Source organism: Pseudomonas paracarnis, from assembly GCF_904063055.1.
In the GTDB taxonomy this organism is placed as follows: domain Bacteria; phylum Pseudomonadota; class Gammaproteobacteria; order Pseudomonadales; family Pseudomonadaceae; genus Aquipseudomonas; species Aquipseudomonas paracarnis.
This window is the reverse complement of the sequence record NZ_CAJFCN010000012.1, coordinates 137,589-157,554: the sequence shown is the minus strand read 5'-3', so window position 1 is coordinate 157,554 and position 19,966 is coordinate 137,589. Positions and strand designations below refer to the sequence as shown.

At 61.2% G+C, this 19,966-nt stretch carries 13 protein-coding genes and 2 pseudogenes; 10 read left to right on the top strand and 5 right to left on the bottom strand.

Annotated features, from left to right (window positions below; genetic code table 11):
- Nucleotides 1-395 precede the first annotated feature (395 nt).
- Together JMV15_RS22645 and JMV15_RS22640 are read right to left on the bottom strand one after the other, a co-directional pair.
- The gene (locus tag JMV15_RS22645) at nucleotides 396-2,525 is read right to left on the bottom strand and encodes a TonB-dependent siderophore receptor (protein ID WP_032903511.1); all 2,130 of its coding nucleotides are present in this window, start codon (nucleotides 2,523-2,525) and stop codon (nucleotides 396-398) included.
- 189 nt (nucleotides 2,526-2,714) lie between these two features.
- Nucleotides 2,715-3,806, bottom strand: a complete 1,092-nt coding sequence (locus tag JMV15_RS22640; protein ID WP_014718067.1) for an NADH:flavin oxidoreductase/NADH oxidase — start codon at nucleotides 3,804-3,806, stop codon at nucleotides 2,715-2,717.
- Nucleotides 3,807-3,896: 90 nt separating this feature from the next.
- Here JMV15_RS22640 and JMV15_RS22635 point away from each other — a divergent pair, with 90 nt between their 5' ends.
- Nucleotides 3,897-4,196, top strand: coding sequence for an ArsR/SmtB family transcription factor (locus JMV15_RS22635; RefSeq protein ID WP_003190545.1), 300 nt, complete (start codon nucleotides 3,897-3,899; stop codon nucleotides 4,194-4,196).
- A gap of 10 nt (nucleotides 4,197-4,206) precedes the next feature.
- Here JMV15_RS22635 and JMV15_RS22630 read toward each other — a convergent pair whose 3' ends face one another.
- Together JMV15_RS22630 and JMV15_RS22625 are read right to left on the bottom strand one after the other, a co-directional pair.
- Nucleotides 4,207-5,235 carry a GGDEF domain-containing protein gene (locus JMV15_RS22630; protein ID WP_014718066.1) on the bottom strand — a complete coding sequence of 343 codons (1,029 nt, stop codon included), beginning with the start codon at nucleotides 5,233-5,235 and terminating at the stop codon, nucleotides 4,207-4,209.
- Between the two features lie 2 nt (nucleotides 5,236-5,237).
- Entirely contained in the window at nucleotides 5,238-6,089 is an 852-nt protein-coding gene (locus tag JMV15_RS22625; protein WP_201491922.1) for a hypothetical protein, read from the bottom strand.
- Between the two features lie 329 nt (nucleotides 6,090-6,418).
- Between JMV15_RS22625 and JMV15_RS22620 the strand changes: the two genes are divergently transcribed.
- The 5 genes and pseudogenes from JMV15_RS22620 to JMV15_RS22605 all read left to right on the top strand — a co-directional run bounded on the left by JMV15_RS22620 (nucleotide 6,419) and on the right by JMV15_RS22605 (nucleotide 13,315).
- Nucleotides 6,419-7,309, top strand: a complete 891-nt coding sequence (locus JMV15_RS22620; protein ID WP_003190542.1) for a bestrophin family protein — start codon at nucleotides 6,419-6,421, stop codon at nucleotides 7,307-7,309.
- A 138-nt stretch (nucleotides 7,310-7,447) separates the two neighbouring features.
- Nucleotides 7,448-8,527 (top strand): annotated as a pseudogene (locus JMV15_RS28800) (HAMP domain-containing protein); the annotation flags it as partial.
- 327 nt (nucleotides 8,528-8,854) lie between these two features.
- Nucleotides 8,855-9,391 (top strand): annotated as a pseudogene (locus JMV15_RS28795) (methyl-accepting chemotaxis protein); the annotation flags it as partial.
- Nucleotides 9,392-9,586: 195 nt separating this feature from the next.
- Entirely contained in the window at nucleotides 9,587-11,995 is a 2,409-nt protein-coding gene (locus JMV15_RS22610; RefSeq protein ID WP_019817284.1) for a glucose/quinate/shikimate family membrane-bound PQQ-dependent dehydrogenase, read from the top strand.
- 57 nt (nucleotides 11,996-12,052) lie between these two features.
- On the top strand, nucleotides 12,053-13,315 hold the full coding sequence (locus JMV15_RS22605) for a carbohydrate porin (RefSeq protein ID WP_038449799.1): 1,263 nt from the start codon (nucleotides 12,053-12,055) through the stop codon (nucleotides 13,313-13,315).
- Here JMV15_RS22605 and JMV15_RS22600 read toward each other — a convergent pair.
- Complete coding sequence (locus tag JMV15_RS22600; protein ID WP_020302070.1) at nucleotides 13,312-14,487, bottom strand: XylR family transcriptional regulator; 1,176 nt, start codon at nucleotides 14,485-14,487, stop codon at nucleotides 13,312-13,314. The genes JMV15_RS22605 and JMV15_RS22600 overlap by 4 nt on opposite strands.
- A 139-nt stretch (nucleotides 14,488-14,626) precedes the next feature.
- On the opposite strand from JMV15_RS22600, the gene xylA reads away from it, so the two are divergent.
- From xylA to JMV15_RS22580, 4 genes are all read left to right on the top strand, one after another.
- Nucleotides 14,627-15,943: a xylose isomerase gene (xylA, locus tag JMV15_RS22595; RefSeq protein ID WP_014718060.1), complete on the top strand. Its 1,317-nt coding sequence runs from the start codon at nucleotides 14,627-14,629 to the stop codon at nucleotides 15,941-15,943.
- A 101-nt stretch (nucleotides 15,944-16,044) separates the two neighbouring features.
- Nucleotides 16,045-17,046 carry a D-xylose ABC transporter substrate-binding protein gene (gene xylF / locus JMV15_RS22590; protein ID WP_019817280.1) on the top strand — a complete coding sequence of 334 codons (1,002 nt, stop codon included), beginning with the start codon at nucleotides 16,045-16,047 and terminating at the stop codon, nucleotides 17,044-17,046.
- A complete protein-coding gene (gene xylG, locus JMV15_RS22585) occupies nucleotides 17,043-18,596 on the top strand; it encodes a D-xylose ABC transporter ATP-binding protein (protein ID WP_038449795.1) in 1,554 nt (517 codons plus the stop codon). The genes xylF and xylG overlap by 4 nt, the downstream gene beginning before the upstream one ends.
- Complete coding sequence (locus tag JMV15_RS22580) at nucleotides 18,597-19,733, top strand: sugar ABC transporter permease (protein ID WP_014718057.1); 1,137 nt, start codon at nucleotides 18,597-18,599, stop codon at nucleotides 19,731-19,733.
- Nucleotides 19,734-19,966: the final 233 nt, after the last annotated feature.

Sequence of the window (19,966 nt, the reverse complement as noted above, 5' to 3'; positions counted from 1 at the left end):
GAAAAGCCCCCGTGGCCCCAAGGTACCCAAGCCCAAAACATGGGTTAAAGGCACCGCGGTGAATGCGCATGTTTCAACGGACCGGATAATCAAGGCTGCCAAGACGAAAAGACCTTGAAAGGGCTGGCTGTAAAAGCGGAACCCTGAGCAGCCGTTACCGCAGGAATGGATATATACTCGGTCTGACACCCTGTGTCGGCTGGCAGGCCGCCATCGCAGGCAAGCCAGCTCCCACAGTTGGATTGCGGGGCGTCAGGTAGAAATGCGTCGGCTGGCAGGCCGTCTTCGCAGGCAAGCCAGCTCCCACAGTTGGAACGCGGGGCGTCAGGTAGATAGGCGCCGTGGCGGGAGCAAGCTCCCTCGCCACAGGCCCTGCGTGGTACCGCAGCTGTTCATCACAGGGTGTAGGCGATGCCCACCTGCACAGTTCGCGGTGCACCAGGGTAAGCGTAGATATTGCCGAACGCGCCCTCTTCATATTCACGGTTGAACAGGTTCTTCACATCGAGGTTCAAGCGCACACGCTCATTGACCTTGTAGTAACCGAGCAGGTCGACCACGGTATAGGCGTCCATGGAGAATGCCGTATTGGCGGTCTGGCCGGCGCGCTGGTCGACGTACTTGCCGCCGGCGCCCAGGCCCAGGCCTTTGAGCGCGCCGTCCTGGAACTCGTAGACGTTGAGCAGGCTGAAGCTGTTGCGCGGGATGTTCATCAAGCGAGTGCCGGAGCGCAGAGTGTTATCACGGGTGACTTCGGCATCTACATAGGCGTAACCGCCGATCACGCGCCATTCGGGCGTGAGGTTGCCTGCAACGTTCAGGTCAAATCCACGACTGCGCACTTGGCCGGCCGCGACATTAAAGGCACTGTCCACCGGATCGGGGGTCAGCACGTTTTTCTTCTCGATCTGATAGATCGCCGCATCCACGCTCAACTGCCGGTCCAGCGCCTCCCACTTGAGGCCCATCTCGTAGGACTTGCCCTTCTCCGGCGCAAAACCACCGCCTTCGCGGCTGGCGCTGGCGTTGGGTTTGAACGAACGTGCGGCGTCAGCATAGACCGCGACGGTGTCGGTGAGGTCGTAGATCACACCCACGCGCGGGGTGACGGCGTTATCGGCGGCCTGCCAGCTTTTACCTACATAGTTCTGGTAGTCATGCTCGAAACGCTCGAAGCGGGCACCGGCCAGTACTTTCAGCCGTTCAGTGAGGGCGACCTGGTCCTGTACGAAGGCGGCGTAGGTCTTGAGGTTTTCCTTATCGTGGGTCGGCGTTCGGGTCAGCGCCGGACGCGTTTGGCCGTACACAGGGTTGAAGATGTCGACCGGGTAAGTGCCCACCTCGTCGCTTGAACGTTGAATGATCGACTTATAGTCGTAATCCTCGTACTCGATACCGGTAAGCAAGGTGTGATCGAACCCGCCGGTGGAGAAGTGCCCGGTCAGGTTGAGCTGATAGTCCTTGTCGGTCCATTCCAGCTTGCGGTAGTTGAAGTTGCGTTGCAGGGTCTGGCCATCGGCGCCCAGGCTACCCGGCCCATTGGCCTCAATGGCGTTGCCCTTCAGGCTGCCGTCCAACCATTGAAAACCGCCGCCCAGGGTCCAGTTGTCGTTAAGCACGTGCTCGAAACGCAACTGCGCCATGTTGTTGTCGTTGTGCAGCTTGCCGGCATCCTTGTCGCCCCAGAACGTATCGCGCGAGGGGGTGCCACGCTGGTTGGGGAAACGCGTCAGGCCGCGGTCCAGCGGGTGGTTGTTGCGCATGAAATCGCCTTCGAAGGTCACCTTGGTGTCATCGGTGGCCTGCCAGGTGATCACCGGCGTCACGCCGTAGCGTTCCGTCTCGACGTGATCGCGGAAGGTGTCGCCGCCCTCGCCCACCACGTTCAGGCGATAGGCCAGGCGGCCTTCCTCGTCCAGCGGGCCGGAGGCATCCAGGGTACCGCGCTTCATGCCCTGGTCATTGAGCTGGCTGCCCAGGGTGACGGTGCGTTCGGCCAGCGGCTGCTTGGACACCACGTTGAAGGTGCCACCTGGGTCGCCACGGCCGTAGAGCATGGTCGCGGGGCCGCGCAGCACTTCAAGACGCTCGATGGTGTTGGCGTCCGGCATGTTCGGGTAACCGCGGTTGATCGGGAAACCGTTGCGGTAGAACTCACCGGTGGTGAAGCCGCGCACGGTAAAGGTAGTCAGGCCCTGGCCGCCGAAATTGTTGGCGCGGCCCACGCCGCCCGCGTAATCGAGGGCATCCTGCAGGCGCGTTGCACCGAGGTCTTCGACCACGTCCTTGGACACTACGCTGATGGACTGTGGAGTTTCATGAATGGCGGTGTCGGTGCGCGTCGCACTGGCTGAACGTGTGGCGTGGTAGCCCTGCACGGGGCCTTGGGCCGACTCAAGGTCCGCGGTGGCGGTGACATTGGTCGCTTGCAGCTCGATACTGGCGTTCTCGGCAGGTGCCTGCTCTGCCCACGCGAAGGGGGAAAACGCCTGGAGCACACAGATGGAAATCAGGGTACGACGCATGGGTGTAGAACCTAGTGAATGAGCCAGATGGGACGGCAAACCTGCCAAGAATTCGCGGCGCATCATATATCAGCGGATTCTCGTTTGACATCGATTCTCATTTGTTATTTTTCACCGCGTAGGTCGCGAAAAGCGACAGGCGAAAAAAAGCCACTCAATCGAGTGGCTCATGCAACGCGCAGGCGTACCTCAGCGATAGCGTTCCAGCCAATGCGCGTAAGGCGCCGGCAAGGTCCAGGAGGACTTGTCCACGCCCAGCTCCTTGGCAGCAAAGTAGGCCCAATGCGGGTCGGCCAGATGCGCACGCCCTACCGAAACCAGGTCCAGGTGCCCGGCCTGCAAAGCGCCTTGGGCCAGTTGCGGCGTGCCGAAGCCCCAGGCCGAGGTCACCGGAATACCGGCTTCACGGCGCACTCGCTCGGCAATCGGGCCCATGAAGGCCGGGCCCCATGGGATGTTGGTGTCAGGAATGGTAAAGCCGACGCTGACGCTCAACAGGTCCAGGCCCCCGTCCTTGAAACGGCGCGCCAGTTCAATGGACTCGGTGAGGGTCTGCTCATCACGACCGTCGTATTCGATCACGCCGAACCGGGCGGTGAGCGGCAGGTTTTCCGGCCAGACTTCACGCACCGCAGCCAGGGTTTCGAGGAGGAAGCGGCTGCGGTTGTCGAAGCTGCCACCGTAGGCATCGGTACGCTGGTTGGAATGCTCGGAGAAAAAGCTCTGGCCCAGGTAACCGTGGGCGAAGTGCAGTTCGATCCATTCAAAACCGGCATCGCGGGCGCGACGGGCCGCGTCGACGAAGTCCTGCTGCACACGGGCGATGTCTTCCAGGGTCATGGCACGCGGTACGTTGGGCAGGTTGGCACCGAACGCAATGGCCGACGGCGCGATGGTTTCCCAGCTACGGGCATCAGAGGCCGGGATGTGGTCATCACCTTCCCAGGGGCGATTGGCACTGGCTTTGCGACCGGCGTGGGCGATCTGGATGCCCGGCACCGAACCTGCGGCCTTGATGGCTTTGACCATGGGCACGAATGCCTGGGCGTGGGCGTCGCTCCAGATCCCAGCGCAGCCTGGGGTGATGCGTCCTTCAGGGGCGACCGCGGTGGCCTCGACCACCAGCAGGCCGGCACCGCCACGGGCCATGCCGGCCAGGTGGACGTGGTGCCAGTCGTTGACCATGCCGTCTTCGGCCATGTATTGGCACATCGGGGGGATAGCAATGCGATTGCGCAAGGTCACATCTTTGAGTTTGAACGGTTCGAACAAAGCCGACATTGAGAACTCCAGGAAGGGGTGGGTGATTCGATAGTTCGATGGTAATCGAACTATGGTATTGAACGCTACCCCCCTGTTATGATCCGCCCCATGCGAGCCTTCAAACACCCTACCCCCCAAGAACTGACGCTTGAGCGTGTGCTGTACGCCTTGAGCGACCCCGTGCGCCTGGACATCGTGCGCTACCTGGCCAACGTGCCAGAGGCCACCTGTGGCGAACTCGACGGGGGGCGGCCCAAGTCCAGCATGTCCCATCACTTCCGGGTATTGCGCGATGCCGGCCTGGTGCACACGCGCAATGTGGGCACCACCCATATGAACTCGTTGCGCCGTGACGAGCTGGAAAGCCGCTTCCCTGGGTTGCTGGCGAGCGTTCTGTCACAGCACTAGACGGCACGCGTCAGGACAAGACCGCCTGTAGCAATGCGCCGTCCAGGTGCACACAATCCTTGCCATTGCGCTTGGCGCCGTACAGGTTCTTGTCCGCCATCTTGAGTACGGCCGACAACTCGTCGCCTGGCGAAAAACGCGCCATCCCCGCACTGCAGGTGTAATGGTGGGGCGCAGGCACGCTGCTGCGGATCGCCTGCAACAAGTCCAGGGCATAATCACAGGCCACCTCCACATCGTCGCCCTGCAATAACACGCCGAACTCTTCCCCGCCGATCCGTCCGAAGCTGTGGCTGCCCTTGGCGTTTTTCAGGCACAGCGCCATGGCGCGCAGAATCTTGTCCCCCACGTCGTGGCCATACAGGTCGTTTTTTTCCTTGAAACTGTCGATATCCAACATGATGAAGTAGCCGCCCCGCTCCCCACCGAGCAACTTCTCGAAGCTCTGCATAAAGGCGCGCCGGTTGAGGATGGACGTCAGGTAGTCGGTCTCGGCCAAGGCGCGAAACTCGCTTTCCACCAGCAATACCGAACGCAGGTTCTTCAAGTAGGAATAACTCAAGATAAACCCGATGGACACCGACGCCGCGCAGAACAGCAGCAAATACACCTCGGTGCCGGCGTATATATCCGCCTGCATGGGCGGCCACAGGATCAGCCAGATCAATAGCGCATCGGCCAGATAATCCTGGACACTGATAAACAAGATTGCACTGCCCACCACCAGGGTCACCGCCAACGGCAAGCCATAGATACGCAACTCTGCGTGCATATGAATCAGATAAGCGAAGCCGACGGACAACAACACCATATAGGTGACTCCCAGCACTCGCCAGAGCAGAAAGTTCGTGGTGGTGGCATGTACCCGGCAAACAATCAGCAGGCCCACCGTGACGGCCAACATATAAAAATCCAACTTCAGGGCCGCAGGAATCAGGAGCATGCCGACCCAGGCAATAATCCCGACCCATTCGGCTTGGGTCACCGCAGGTGACAACAAACTGCGCATTCTGGGCCGCAACTTCAAGTTAGCAGGCATCCTTACGCTCCCATCTCAATAGCATGCAGGCCCATCGCAAATGAAAAGGCCATGAACCGCTTTACCAGGCTGGCAAAGGGTGGCAGAACTTCCAGCCGGGTTTTGGAGTGGGCTTTGAAATAACCCTTTTCGACCCCCTCCTGCACCATACGGATAATGTGGGTCTTGGACACGGAAAGTTGCTTGGCCAAGGCCAGGTAGGAAGACGACCGGAAGGTGGCGCGGTCGTTCTCAGGGGCAAAGGCATCGTTGTAGATCGCCAGCATCAACAGATGGCCGGCATCGCGTTTCACCAGCCAATAACATTCGGGCAGCAAGACATCCACCGTCAACTCGGCCGCGAGAATCATGGCAAAACCTTTGAAAAAGAGCGCCAGGAACTCACGGTCATCCAAGTCACGCATCTGCCGGAACACTTCCCGTTCGGGGTAGAGCAGCGCCAACGACTCCGTGAGGGCGGTGAGCATCAACCGCGCTTCGCGGCAGGCTTCATCCGAGGGTGCATACACCCTGAAGCGACTGTCTTCGGGGTGCGGCGCAACCTCCATGAAACCCAGGGCCCGGAATAGCAAAAAAATCGATTCCAGGCTGTTTTTCGAACAGTATTTGCGCGTTACGCACAAGGCTTTAACTTCTGCCAACAACGGCAGCGGTGTGGAAAAGTATTGGCTCAATAATGCAAACGACACCATCAAGCGGCTGTATTTAAGGGCACTCTTGTAGAAAAACGGTCGTTTCGAATAGGGCACGAGCAGCACGTGATAATGCGCTCTCATGCACGATTCAAAATCCTTATGACGTTCGAGCGCTTGCGCGGTATTACACATAGCCAACTTCAACGAACTGACACGCATGAAAGAGCCCTGATCATCCAACTTGATGCCACTGATCTCAGCTACGAAATCCCTGCAGCCCGGCCCCAAAACAAATCACTTCAAAATTCCTGCCATTAATGGCTTTTTGCCTCGAACGCAATGTACAGCGATTGCCGGACAAGACGTCATCAGTACCAAAGTTGTTCCACCGTCAAATGCCGCGTAGCACACACTTACGCGCAACCTTTGGTTACATTCTCTCCGCCTGGCGGTTAGAGGACTAATCGATTCAGCACACTGCGAACCTTCCTTCCTCGACGGCGTCGTAACAGGGGATTGTTGCCAACCGCCCGCCGCGAGGTTCTCGTTTGAAAGCTGCCCTTCTGAAGAAATACCGCCTGATCATCAAGACCATGGGCTATGTGGGCTGGGCGTTGTTCTGGCTGTTGTTGTGGGATGTGGCGGTGACGGTGGATTTCATGCTGTTTCTCACCGCCAAGATCAATTTGCCGCTGATGCCCCTGACCTTGCTCGGCTCGGCACTGGTGGTGCTGATCAGTTTTCGCAACAGCAGCGCCTATAACCGCTGGTGGGAAGCACGCACGCTGTGGGGTGCGATGGTCAACAACTCGCGCAGTTTTGCCCGGCAAGTGTTGACCCTGCTCGATGACGCCCCCGGTGAGGTGAACCCGGTGAAGTCGACGCTGTTGCGCCGTCACGTGGCTTACGTCAACTGCCTGGCTGCGCACCTCAAGGGCCAGCCGTGCCCGGAGGAAGTGCGAGCCTTTATCCCCGCCGAAGAATTTGCGCGCAACGGCGCCACCAATAACTTCGCCAATGACATCCTCACCGGCTCAGCCTCGTTGCTGGCGCGCGAATACCAGGCCGGGCGCCTGGACAGCATCCGCCTGGCGCGGTTGGAGTCGACCCTGGTGGACCTCTCCAACGCCCAGGGCGGCATGGAGCGGATTGCCAACACGCCACTGCCCTACCCTTACGTGTACTTCCCGCGGCTATTCATTTCGCTGTTCTGCCTGATCGTACCGGTGGGCCTGGTGGAATCCCTCGGTTGGTTCACGCCGCTGGCTTCCACAGTCGTGGGCTTCATGCTGCTGGCCATCGAACGCATCGGCACCGACCTGCAAAGCCCGTTCAATTCCAGCGAACACCAGATCCAGATGGAAAGCATCTGCGAAACCATCGAGAAGAACCTGCAGTCGATGCGCCGCGATGCCCTGGTCGGTGACCCGATCGCCTGATTCCCCCTGCTCAAGTGCCAACTCCCTCGGCCGATATACCGAGGGTACGCATGGCCTCGCCTCTCACAAAAACGCCTGCGACACGCAGCACTAATTTTTCTCCCCTTGCCAAAACTATAAATACCCGCGGGTGAAGTCATGAATATCAAGCAGAAGCTGACATGGGCGTTTGCGGCCATCGCGTGCGTGCCGGTCATCCTGGTCGCCATTATCGTGGTGCTGAATCTGCGCGAGGGTGCGCTGGCCAACTTCCTCGACAGCAGCGGCCGCGAGATCCGCCAGATCGACAATGGCATGCAGCAGTTTTTCGACGGCATCAGCCAGAATGTCGACTTCGTCGCCAAGGACCCGCGCGTGATCGCGGCCAAGAACCTCAAAAGCTATGCCGGCGCCGATGCCGCGCAAATCCCGCTTACGCCGACCAACACAGAGCTGCTGGCGATTTTCGATCAGTTCGCCAAAAGCCACCCCAGCACCGCCTACCTGTCCCTGGGACTGAGCGATGGCGGCTACGCCAGTTGGCCAGACGACGCCAAACTGACGCAATACGACCCGCGCACCCGCCCCTGGTACCAGGCCGCCATCGCAGCGCCAGGCAAGACCGTGCGCACAGGCGCCTACTACTGGGCCCCGGACGATGTGGTGCTGATCGGCACCGTGCGCACCGTCGCGGATGCCACGGGTAACGTCCTTGGGGTGGTTGGCCTGGACGTGTCGCTCAAGCAACTCACCGAGCTGGTGCGCACCATCAAGCTGGGCGACAGCGGCTACCTGATGCTGGTGGAAGCCGACGGCAACGTGCTGGTGGACCCCAGCGATGCCACGCACAATTTCAAGCCCCTGGCGGGCCTGGGCGCGAACTACGCCGAACTGGCCAAGCACGGCGATGGCGTGACCGAAGTGAGCATCGATGGCGTGGCCTACATGGCTAACGTGGTCAGTTCCAAAGACTTGGGCTGGCGCTTTATCGGCCTGATCAAGCGTGACGAAGTGATGGCGGGCGCCACCCGCCTGACGTGGTTGATCGCTGCGATCGCCGCCGTACTGGCCGTGGTGTTCGCAATCGTCGGTGCCAGTTTCGCCCGTGTGATCGTGCGTCCGATTCGCGGTGTGGCCGACGGCCTGCAGGAAATCGCCGAAGGTGAAGGCGACCTCACGCGCCAGCTCAAAGTGCAAGGCAAGGACGAAACCGCTAGCCTGGCCGGCTGGTTCAACCAGTTCCTGAGCATGATCGCGCAACTGGTGCAGCGCATCGGCAACGCCTCCTCAGACCTGCAAACCGCCGCCGCCGACACCAGCGCCGTGGCCAACAATATGAACCAGGCCGCCGGCCGCCAGCGCGAAGCCGTGGAACTGGTGAGCACTGCGTTCAACGAGATGGTCGCCACCGCCAACGAAGTCGCGCGCTCATGCAGCGCCGCCGCCACGAGTGCCGATGAGGGCTATCGCGACGTGCACACCGGCCAGCAGCACATCGGCGAAGCCACCGGCAGCGTGCTCAAGCTCAGCGAAGACCTGCAAAAATCCACACAGACCATGCAGTTGCTCGAGCAAGACAGCCAGAACATCAACACCATCCTCGACACCATTCGTTCGATTGCCGAACAGACCAACCTGCTGGCGCTCAACGCCGCGATCGAAGCTGCCCGCGCTGGCGACCAGGGCCGCGGCTTTGCGGTGGTCGCCGATGAAGTGCGTGCACTGGCGCGTCGCACCGCCGACTCCACCGGCGAAATCGACAGCCTGCTGGGCAACCTCGCCCGCCGCACCCAGGAAGTCACCCAGCAGATGCAAGGCAGCTTGCTGGTGTCCAACACCAGCGTGGAGCGCATCCAGCAGGCCCGCGACAGCTTCGACAAGATCCGTGGTTCGGTGGACTCGATTCGCGACCAGAACACCCAGATCGCCACCGCCGCCGAAGAGCAGCACCAGGTGGCCGAAGAGATCAACCGGCATATCGCGCAGATCCACGCCGACGCGCAGTTGGTGGAAGGCTTTGCGCATTCGGCGCAGACCGGTTCAGGGCGGCTGACGGATATTTCCGGCCAGCTCAATGGGCTGGTGGGGCGCTTCAAGTTCTGATGCCGTGGCGAGGGAGCTTGCTCCCTCGCCACAGAGGTTTGTCGATTGTCTGGGCTACCTACTGACCCCTTCAGAAGAGGGCCGCGCCATCATCGCAGTACCTGCAACAGTCTATTGCAGGACTCAAATGTACTAACTGGTTACTTATCTTGCTAAAATCGCGTCTTTGCCCTCTCTCACTCGAGTCCATTCGACATGAAACGAGCATCGCGCGCCGCTGGCGTCTCTAGATTCTTACTCCTGGGCCTGGGCGTCGTCATCGCCCTGCTCGGCCTTGCGCTGGCCGTCGGCGGCGCCAAACTGGTCAGCCTGGGAGGCTCCTGGTACTTCCTGCTCGGCGGCGTGGCCATGGCCATTTCCGGGCTGTTGATTGCCCGCTGCAAGCCTGCCGGCGCCTGGTTGTTCGCCGCGTTTCTAGTGGCTACTGCCGTGTGGGCGGTGGCCGACGTGGGCCTGGAATACTGGCCGCTGTTCTCGCGACTGTTCATGTTTGCGGTGATTGGCGTGGTTGTGGCGCTGGTGTATCCATTGCTGGCCGGCAAACCGGCGCGGGGTGCCTATGGCGTCGCCGCCGTGTTGGCACTGGGCGTGGCGGTGGCGGCGGGCAATATGTTTGTCGCGCACCCAAGCGTTGCGCCCACCGGTGCAGGCCCGGGCATGACCCCGGTGGCGGCGGCCGATGCGCAGAAAGATTGGGCCCACTACGGTAATACCGAAGGTGGCAGCCGTTTCGCCGCGCTGGACCAGATCAACCGCGACAACATCGACAAGCTCAAAGTCGCCTGGACCTACCACACCGGCGACGTGGCCATCAGCGACGGCAACGGTGCCGAAGACCAGCTGACGCCCCTGCAGGTCGGCAACAAAGTGTTTATCTGCACCCCGCACAACAACCTGATCGCGTTGGATGCCGACACCGGCAAAGAACTGTGGAAAAACGAAGTCAACGCCAAGTCGGCAGTGTGGCAGCGTTGCCGGGGCATGGCGTATTTCGACGCCAGCGCGCCGATTGCCCAGCCGACCCAGCCCAACAGCTCGCCGATCCTGACCGCCAGCGTGCCTGTCGGTGCGCAGTGCCAGCGTCGCCTGCTGACCAACACCATTGATGCACGCCTGATCGCCGTAGACGCCGACACCGGCAAGTTCTGCGAAGACTTTGGCACCCATGGTCAGGTGGACCTCAAGGCCGGCCTGGGCAATGTGCCGGACAGCTACTATCAACTGTCCTCGGCGCCGCTGATGGCCGGCACCACCGTGGTGGTCGGCGGTCGCGTGGCAGACAACGTGCAGACCGATATGCCCGGTGGCGTGATCCGTGGCTTTGACGTGATCACGGGTCAAATGCGCTGGGCGTTCGACCCAGGCAACCCTGAAGACAAGCAGGCTCCGACGGGCGACGCCACCTACGTGCGCAGCACCCCGAACAGCTGGGCGCCGATGTCTTACGACCCGCTGATGAACACGGTCTTCCTGCCGATGGGCAGCTCGTCCACCGATATCTACGGTGTGGAGCGCACCCAGCTCAACCACAAATACGGTGCTTCGGTGCTGGCACTCGACGCCTCCACCGGTGCCGAGAAGTGGGTGTACCAGACGGTCCACAACGACCTCTGGGACTTCGACCTGCCGATGCAGCCCAGCCTGATCGACTTCACCCCGCCAGGCAGCGACAAGGCTGTACCCGCCGTAGTCATCGGCACCAAGGCCGGGCAGATCTATGTGCTCGACCGCGCCACGGGCAAGCCGCTGACGGACGTGCAGGAAGTTCCGGTCAAAGCCGCGAACATTCCCAACGAGCCGTATTCCCTCACCCAGCCGAAATCCGTGGGCATGCCGCAGATCGGCGCGCAAACCCTGACCGAATCGGACATGTGGGGCGCGACGCCGTATGACCAGTTGCTGTGCCGCATCGACTTCAAGGGCATGCGCTACGACGGCCTGTACACCGCGCCGGGCACCGATAAATCCCTGAGTTTCCCGGGTTCCCTGGGCGGCATGAACTGGGGCAGCATTTCCACCGACCCGGTGCACGGCTTTATCTTCGTCAACGACATGCGCCTGGGCCTGTGGATCCAGATGATACCGTCGCAGAACAAGGCCCAGGCCTCTTCCGGTGGTGAAGCGCTGAACACCGGCATGGGCGCCGTGCCGCTCAAGGGTACGCCGTATGCGGTGAACAAAAACCGCTTCCTGTCGGTGGCCGGCATTCCGTGCCAGGCGCCGCCGTTCGGTACCTTGACCGCCATCGACATGAAGACGCAAAAGGTCGCCTGGCAAGTACCGGTGGGCACCGTTGAAGACACCGGCCCCCTGGGTATCCGCATGCACCTGCCGATCAAGGTGGGCCTGCCGACCCTGGGCGGTACGCTGTCCACCCAAGGCGGCCTGATCTTTATTGCCGGCACCCAGGACTTCTACCTGCGCGCCTTCAACAGCGGCAATGGCGATGAAATCTGGAAAGCCCGCCTGCCCGTCGGCAGCCAGGGTGGGCCGATGACCTACGTGTCGCCGAAAACCGGCAAGCAATACATCGTTGTCACCGCCGGCGGCGCACGCCAGTCCACCGACCGTGGCGACTACGTGATCGCCTACGCCCTGCCGTAACCGCCCTCTGTTCGCGCGGTGCTCCGGCACCGCGCTTTGTGTTTGGAAAGATCCCCCATGACCCCTACTCCTCATACCGCCTGGCGCCTGGCGCTGGGCCTGGCCTTTGCGGCCGCCCTGCCCGTTCAAGCCGACGACACCACCCTGACCGGCGACTGGGGCGGCCTGCGCCGCGAACTCGACGCGCAAGGTGTGCGCTTTACCGGTGACTACAGCGGCGAGGCCGCCTACAACGCCCACGGCGGCCAGCATCGTTCGGCGCGCTACTCGCAAAACGTCAAGCTCGGCGTGCAGTTCGACCTGGGCAAGCTCTACGGTTTTACCAACGGCGACCGCATCCAGCTGACCATCAACGACCGACGCGGCAACAGCGCCTCCGAGGACCTGGTGGGCAACCGCCTGCCGATCCAGGAAAACTACGGTGGCCTCTACACGCGCCTCACCGAACTGAGCTACGAGCGCACGCTGTTCACCCCGGCGCTGAACCTCAAGCTGGGCTATATGGCCATGGGCAATGACCTCGGCGGTCTGGACAGCGGCATCCTGTGCAACTTCATGAACGCCGGCTTCTGCGGGCATCCGCTGAACATGTCCGGCGGCAGTGGCTGGGCCAACTACCCGAATGCGCACCTCGGTGCCCGGTTGAAGTACGACTTTTCGCCCAACTGGCAGCTGCGCGTGGCGGCGTTCAATGTCGACCCGTCCAGCAACGGCAACTCCAGCCGTGCCTGGCACCTGGGACCCAAGCACACCACCGGCACCGTGGTGCCCATCGAGCTTATCTACAAGCATGCGGGCGCACTGCCCGGTGAATACAAGCTCGGGTATTACTACGACAGTTCCGATGTAAAACGCATTGGCAGCAACAAGGACGTCAGCGGGCGCGGCGGTCACTACCTCTTGATCGACCAGGCTGTGTGGGCCTCACAATCATCCCAAGGCCGTAGCTTGCACGCCTTCGGCCAGTACTCTGCCGCCAGCCAAGCGGCCTCGCCGTTCACCAAGTGGTATGGCGCAGGCGTGGTGCTGTACAAGCCGTTCGAGGGTCGCCCGCGCGATACCGTCGCCCTGGGCTATGGCCGCGCGGTGCCGAACCCGCGCAGCCGTGATGTACAGGAGCTGGCAGCGTTCAACACCGGCACGGCCTATCCCGACCTGGACACGGCCGAACAGCTGATCGAGCTCAGTTATGGCTACCAGGCCACGCCTTGGCTGACCTTGCGCCCGGATGTGCAATACATCATCGAGCCGGGGGCTTTTTCCGGGGAGAGCATCGACAATGCGCTGGTGCTGGGCTTGCAGGTCAAAGCGGTGTTCTAGTTCGTGCCCTGCTGATACTGACGCGGCGTACAGCCAAATTCGCGGCGAAACACCGTATGCAGGTACTGCGCAGAGGTGAAGCCACAGCGTGCAGCAATGTCGGCAATCGCAAGGCTGTGGTTTTCCAGGCCTTTGGCGGCAGCGGCAAGTTTGAAGCGCAGAATCTCATCATGCACGCTGCAGCCGCGGGCCTTGCGAAAATGCGCTTCCAGGGACGAGCGGGAAACACCGACATAAGCCGCGACCTGATCGGTCTTGATGCCCTGGCAGGCGTACTGGCGGATAAACAACAAGGCCTGCATCACGTAAGGATTGCCCAGGGGTTGATGCAGGCTGGAGGCCTGCACGTTGATGGCGTCCGGCGGCACCAGCACCTGCGTGCCCGTGCAGGGTTTGCCGTGCAGCATCTGATGCAACAGCGCCGCAGCGGTGCGGCCCATGGTCTCGGTGCCCTGGATCACCGAACTGAGCGGCACCCGCGTGAGGGTACGGGTCAGCGGGTCGTTGTCGATGCCGATCAACGCCACCTCCTCCGGCACCGCAATACCCGCCGTCAGGCAGGCTTGCAGCAATTGCCGAGCGCGGGCATCGGTCACCGCGATGATGCCGATAGGCTTGGGCAAACTGTGCAGCCAGGCAATCTGCTGCTCCACCGCGCTGTCCCACAACGGCGCACTGGTGCCCAGGCCGCGATACACCTCTACCTGCAAGCCATCGCGCTGCATCAAGCGGCGAAAAGCTTTCTCACGCTCCTGGGCCCACCGATTGGCCTGGGCTTCGGGCAGGCTGAAACAGGCAAACCGCGTCAACCCCGCCTCCACCAGATGCTCGTAGGCCAGCTTCATCAGGGCATGGTTATCGGTGGCCACATAAGGAATGCCCTTGGGGTACTTGCTGACATCCTCATAAGAGCCACCCACCGCCACCACTGGAAGCCGACTGCCGGCCAGCGCCTCGCCAATCAGCGGGTCATCGAAGTCGGCAATGATGCCGTCCCCCTGCCAACGCTCGATACCGCGCAGGCGGCAGAGGAAGTCTTCTTCCAGGAACAGGTCCCAGGATGCGCGGGTGCTGCTCAGGTAATTGCCAATGCCGGCGATGATGCCGCGGTCGTAGATTTTGCTGCCGTTGAACAGCAAGGCGATGCGGTGAACGGGCGGTAGGGTTTTCATTGTTTTTGTCCTTAGGCCGGTAGGGACAGACTAACCCTCACCACTCAAAATCGCACTACACCTTGGTGATTTTCATAATCAGCCTCCCAGGTGCCATTGCTAGTATCCAGACACCGCTCAGAACAATAAGGAAAACCCCATGCCGTACTTCCCCGGTGTCGAGAAGGTGCGCTTCGAAGGCCCTGCCAGCACCTCTGCCCTCGCGTTTCGTCACTACGACGCCAACAAGCTGATCCTCGGCAAGCCCATGCGGGAGCACCTGCGCATGGCGGCTTGTTACTGGCATACCTTTGTGTGGCCGGGGGCGGATATGTTTGGGATGGGGACGTTCAAGCGCCCGTGGCAGCGCAGTGGCGATCCGATGGAGGTGGCGATCGGCAAGGCCGAGGCGGCGTTTGAGTTTTTTTCCAAGCTGGGCATCGACTACTACAGCTTTCACGACACCGATGTGGCGCCCGAAGGCAGCTCGCTCAAGGAGTACCGCAACCACTTCGCGCAGATGGTCGACCACTTGGAGCGCCATCAGGAACAGACCGGCATCAAGCTGCTGTGGGGCACTGCCAATTGCTTCAGCAACCCGCGTTTTGCCGCCGGGGCGGCGAGCAACCCAGACCCAGAGGTGTTCGCCTTCGCCGCCGCCCAGGTGTTCAGTGCAATGAATGCCACGCTGCGGCTCAAGGGCGCCAACTATGTGTTGTGGGGTGGTCGTGAGGGTTATGAAACCTTGCTCAACACCGACCTCAAGCGCGAGCGCGAACAGCTCGGGCGTTTTATGCGCATGGTGGTGGAGCACAAGCACAAGATCGGCTTTACGGGTGACCTGTTGATCGAGCCCAAGCCCCAGGAGCCGACCAAGCACCAATACGATTACGACAGCGCCACCGTGTTCGGCTTCCTGCATGAGTACGGCCTGGAACACGAAATCAAAGTGAACATCGAGGCCAACCACGCGACGCTGGCCGGGCACAGTTTTCATCATGAGATCGCCACCGCCGTGTCGTTGGGGATCTTCGGCAGCATCGACGCCAACCGCGGCGACCCGCAGAACGGTTGGGACACCGACCAGTTCCCCAATAGCGTCGAGGAGATGACCCTGGCCACCTATGAAATCCTCAAGGCGGGCGGGTTCAAGAACGGCGGCTATAACTTCGATTCCAAGGTGCGCCGCCAGAGCCTCGACGAGGTGGACCTGTTCCATGGGCATGTCGCCGCCATGGATGTGCTGGCCCTGGCGTTGGAGCGTGCGGCGGCGATGGTGCAGGACGACCGCTTGCAGCAGTTCAAGGACCAGCGCTATGCCGGCTGGAGCCAACCATTGGGCCAGGCGGTGTTGGCCGGTGAGTTCAGCCTGGAGTCATTGGCTGAACATGCCTTTGCCAACGCGCTGGACCCACAGGCGGTGAGTGGGCGCCAGGAGATGCTTGAAGGCGTTGTGAATCGGTTTATCTATCGGTGACATTTGCACGACAAATCTCTGCACAGAGCGTCGAGTGACGCTCTACAGTTCAACCCGCACCACGCTGTGTCTTTCCAACAACAATAAAAGGACGCACCACCATGAAGTCATTCAAACCTGCCCTGCTCGCCGCAGCCCTGGCACTGCTCGCCCTGCCGGTGATGGCCGACCCTGCGCACCCCAAAATCGGTTTTTCCATCGACGACCTGCGCCTGGAGCGCTGGTCTCGTGACCGTGATTACTTTGTCGCCGCCGCGCAAAAGCTCGATGCCAAGGTGTTCGTGCAGTCTGCCGATGCCAACGAACAGAAGCAGATTGCCCAGATCGAAAACCTCATCTCCCGTGGCGTCGATGTGATCGTGATCGTGCCGTTCAACGCCACGGTGCTGACCAACGCAGTGGCTGAAGCCAAGAAGGCCGGGATCAAGGTGGTGTCCTATGATCGCCTGATCCTCAATGCCGACGTCGACGCCTATATTTCCTTCGATAACGAAAAAGTCGGCGAGATGCAGGCCAGCGGCGTGTTGCAAGCGGCGCCCAAGGGCAATTACTTCCTGCTGGGCGGCGCGCCGACGGACAACAACGCCAAGGTGCTGCGCGAAGGTCAGATGAAGGTGCTGCAACCGGCCATCGACAAAGGCGATATCAAGATCGTCGGCCAGCAATGGGTCAAGGAATGGAACCCCACCGAGGCCTTGAGCATTGTCGAAAACGCCCTGACCCGTAACGACAACAAGATCGACGCCATCGTCGCCTCCAACGACGCCACCGCCGGCGGTGCGATCCAGGCCCTGGCCGCGCAGAAACTGGCGGGCAAGGTACCGATCTCCGGCCAGGACGCTGACCTCGCGGCGATCAAGCGCGTGATCGATGGCACCCAGACCATGACCGTGTACAAACCGCTCAAGCTGATCGCCACCGAAGCGGCCAAACTTTCGGTGCAGTTGGCACGCAGCGAACAGCCGACATACAGCTCGCAATACGACAATGGCAGCAAGAAGGTCGACACCATCCTGCTTACGCCGACGCCGTTGACCAAAGCCAACATCGACCTGTTGGAAAAGGACGGTTTCTACACCAAAGAGCAGATCGCCGGGCAATGACCGTGGCCGCCGATTACCTGCTGCAAATGAACGGCATCGTCAAACGCTTTGGCGGTGTCAACGCCCTTAACGGCATCGACATCAAGGTCAAACCTGGGGAGTGTGTGGGCCTGTGCGGTGAAAACGGTGCGGGTAAATCCACCTTGATGAAGGTGCTGTCGGCGGTCTACCCGCACGGCACCTGGGAGGGGGAAATCGTCTGGGATGGGCAGCCGCTCAAGGCCCAGTCCATCCGCGAAACCGAGGCCGCCGGGATTGTCATCATTCATCAGGAACTGACCCTGGTGCCCGACCTGTCGGTGGCCGAGAACATTTTCATGGGCCACGAACTGACCCTGCCCGGTGGGCGCATGAACTACCCGGCGATGTTGCACCGCGCCGAGGCGTTGATGCGTGAACTCAAGGTGCCGGACATGAATGTGGCGCTGCCGGTGTCGCAGTATGGCGGCGGCTACCAGCAATTGGTGGAGATCGCCAAGGCGCTGAACAAACAGGCGCGCCTGTTGATTCTTGACGAGCCCTCCTCGGCCCTGACCCGTGGCGAAATCGAGGTGCTGCTGGACATTATCCGGGGCCTCAAGGCCAAGGGTGTGGCCTGTGTGTATATCTCGCACAAGCTCGATGAAGTGGCGGCGGTGTGCGACACCATTGCAGTAATTCGCGACGGCAAGCACATCGCGACCACCGCCATGGCAGACATGGACATCCCCCGGATCATCACGCAGATGGTCGGCCGCGAAATGAGCAACCTCTACCCCACCGAGCCCCATGAGGTGGGCGAAGTTATCTTTGAAGCTCGTAACGTCACCTGCTACGACGTCGACAACCCCAAGCGCAAGCGCGTCGACGACATCTCCTTCGTGCTCAGGCTCGGTGAAATCCTTGGCATCGCCGGCTTGGTGGGGGCCGGGCGCACGGAGTTGGTCTCGGCGTTGTTCGGTGCCTACCCCGGGCGCTACAGCGCCGAGGTGTGGCTGGAGGGTCAGGTGATCGACACGCGCACGCCGCTCAAGTCGATCCGCGCGGGGCTGTGCATGGTGCCCGAAGATCGCAAGCGCCAAGGCATCATCCCCGACCTGGGCGTGGGCCAGAACATCACCCTGGCGGTGCTGGACACCTACGCGCACCTGACCCGCATCAACGCCGAAGCCGAACTGGGCAGCATCGACCAGCAAATCAGCCGCATGCACCTCAAGACCGCCAGCCCGTCGCTGCCGATCACCAGCCTCTCAGGCGGCAACCAGCAAAAGGCCGTGCTGGCGAAAATGCTGATGACCAAGCCCAAGGTGCTGATCCTCGACGAACCTACACGTGGCGTGGACGTTGGGGCCAAGTACGAGATCTACAAACTGATGGGCGCACTGGCGGCCGAAGGCGTGTCGATCATCATGGTGTCCTCGGAATTGGCCGAAGTGCTCGGAGTGTCCAACCGCGTACTGGTAATTGGTGACGGCCAGTTGCGCGGGGATTTCATCAATGACGGGCTCACCCAGGAACAGGTGCTCGCCGCTGCGCTCAGCCAAAACAATAACAATCGGAAGACCGCGTAGATGAATCAGGTCAAACACCTTTTTACCCGCTACAAGATGCTCGCGCTGGTGATCGCCGTGGCGTTCATCTGGTTGTTTTTCAGTTGGCAGACCGAGGGTGGTTTTCTCACCCCGCGCAACCTCTCCAACCTGCTGCGGCAGATGTCGATCACCGGGATATTGGCGTGCGGCATGGTGCTGGTGATTATCAGCGGCGAGATCGACTTGTCGGTGGGCTCGTTGCTCGGACTGTTGGGCGGGCTGGCGGCGATTCTGGATGTGGTCTATCACGTGCCGCTATTGGCCAACCTGAGCCTGGTGGCGCTGTGCGGCTTGATGATCGGCTTGGCCAACGGCTACATGACCGCTTACCTGCGCATCCCCTCGTTCATCGTCGGCCTGGGCGGAATGTTGGCGTTTCGCGGGATTCTGCTGGGGATTACCGGCGGCACCACCATTGCGCCGGTGTCGCCGTCGCTGGTGTATGTGGGCCAGGGGTATTTGCCCCACAACGTCGGCATCGGGCTTGGCGTATTGTTGTTTGCCCTGACACTGTTCCTCACCTGGAAACAACGGCGCAACCGTGCGCTGCATGGGTTGGCCGCGCATTCACGGCTGCGCGATGCACTGCGCGTGGTGCTGATTGGCGCGGTGCTCGCAGGCTTTGTCACCACCCTCAACCGCTACGACGGCATCCCCGTGCCGGTGCTGCTGTTGCTGGCGCTGCTGGGGGTGTTCAGCTATGTCACGCACCAGACTGTGTTCGGCCGCCGGGTGTATGCGGTGGGCAGCAATATGGAGGCCACGCGGCTGTCGGGCATCAATGTGCAAGCGGTGAAACTGTGGATCTTCGGCATCATGGGCGTGATGTGCGCCCTCGCCGGCCTGGTCAACACCGCGCGCCTCGCGGCGGGCTCACCGTCGGCGGGTAACATGGGCGAACTCGACGCCATCGCCGCGTGCTTTATTGGCGGCACTTCGATGCGCGGTGGGTCGGGCACGGTGTATGGCGCGCTGCTGGGCGCGTTGGTGATTACCAGTTTGGATAACGGCATGTCGATGCTGGATGTGGACAGCTACTGGCAGATGATCGTCAAGGGCAGCATTTTGGTGCTGGCGGTGTGGGTGGATGTGAGCACGCGCTCGGGCAGGCGATAACTCGTCCGCCAGAACATCATCGATTACCTGTGGGAGCTGGCTTGCCTGCAATAACGGCCTGACAGCTGATCTCCATCTACCTGACACCCCACGGTCAAACTGTGGGAGCTGGCTTGCCTGCGAAGGCGGCCTGGCAGTCAACACAGTTGAATTGTGTGCATATCCATTCCTGCGGTAACGGCCACCTAGGGTTCCGCTCTGACAGCGGCTCACTTTTGAAAAGAGCCCAAAAG

Coding starts and splice junctions, on each gene's coding strand:
- xylA (WP_014718060.1), top strand. CDS start 14,627: ATGCCGTACTTCCCCGGTGTCGAGAAGGTGCGCTTCGAAGGCCCTGCC.
- JMV15_RS22645 (WP_032903511.1), bottom strand. CDS start 2,525: ATGCGTCGTACCCTGATTTCCATCTGTGTGCTCCAGGCGTTTTCCCCC.
- JMV15_RS22640 (WP_014718067.1), bottom strand. CDS start 3,806: ATGTCGGCTTTGTTCGAACCGTTCAAACTCAAAGATGTGACCTTGCGC.
- JMV15_RS22580 (WP_014718057.1), top strand. CDS start 18,597: ATGAATCAGGTCAAACACCTTTTTACCCGCTACAAGATGCTCGCGCTG.
- JMV15_RS22625 (WP_201491922.1), bottom strand. CDS start 6,089: ATGCGTGTCAGTTCGTTGAAGTTGGCTATGTGTAATACCGCGCAAGCG.
- JMV15_RS22630 (WP_014718066.1), bottom strand. CDS start 5,235: ATGCCTGCTAACTTGAAGTTGCGGCCCAGAATGCGCAGTTTGTTGTCA.
- JMV15_RS22610 (WP_019817284.1), top strand. CDS start 9,587: ATGAAACGAGCATCGCGCGCCGCTGGCGTCTCTAGATTCTTACTCCTG.
- JMV15_RS22600 (WP_020302070.1), bottom strand. CDS start 14,487: ATGAAAACCCTACCGCCCGTTCACCGCATCGCCTTGCTGTTCAACGGC.
- xylF (WP_019817280.1), top strand. CDS start 16,045: ATGAAGTCATTCAAACCTGCCCTGCTCGCCGCAGCCCTGGCACTGCTC.
- xylG (WP_038449795.1), top strand. CDS start 17,043: ATGACCGTGGCCGCCGATTACCTGCTGCAAATGAACGGCATCGTCAAA.
- JMV15_RS22605 (WP_038449799.1), top strand. CDS start 12,053: ATGACCCCTACTCCTCATACCGCCTGGCGCCTGGCGCTGGGCCTGGCC.
- JMV15_RS22635 (WP_003190545.1), top strand. CDS start 3,897: ATGCGAGCCTTCAAACACCCTACCCCCCAAGAACTGACGCTTGAGCGT.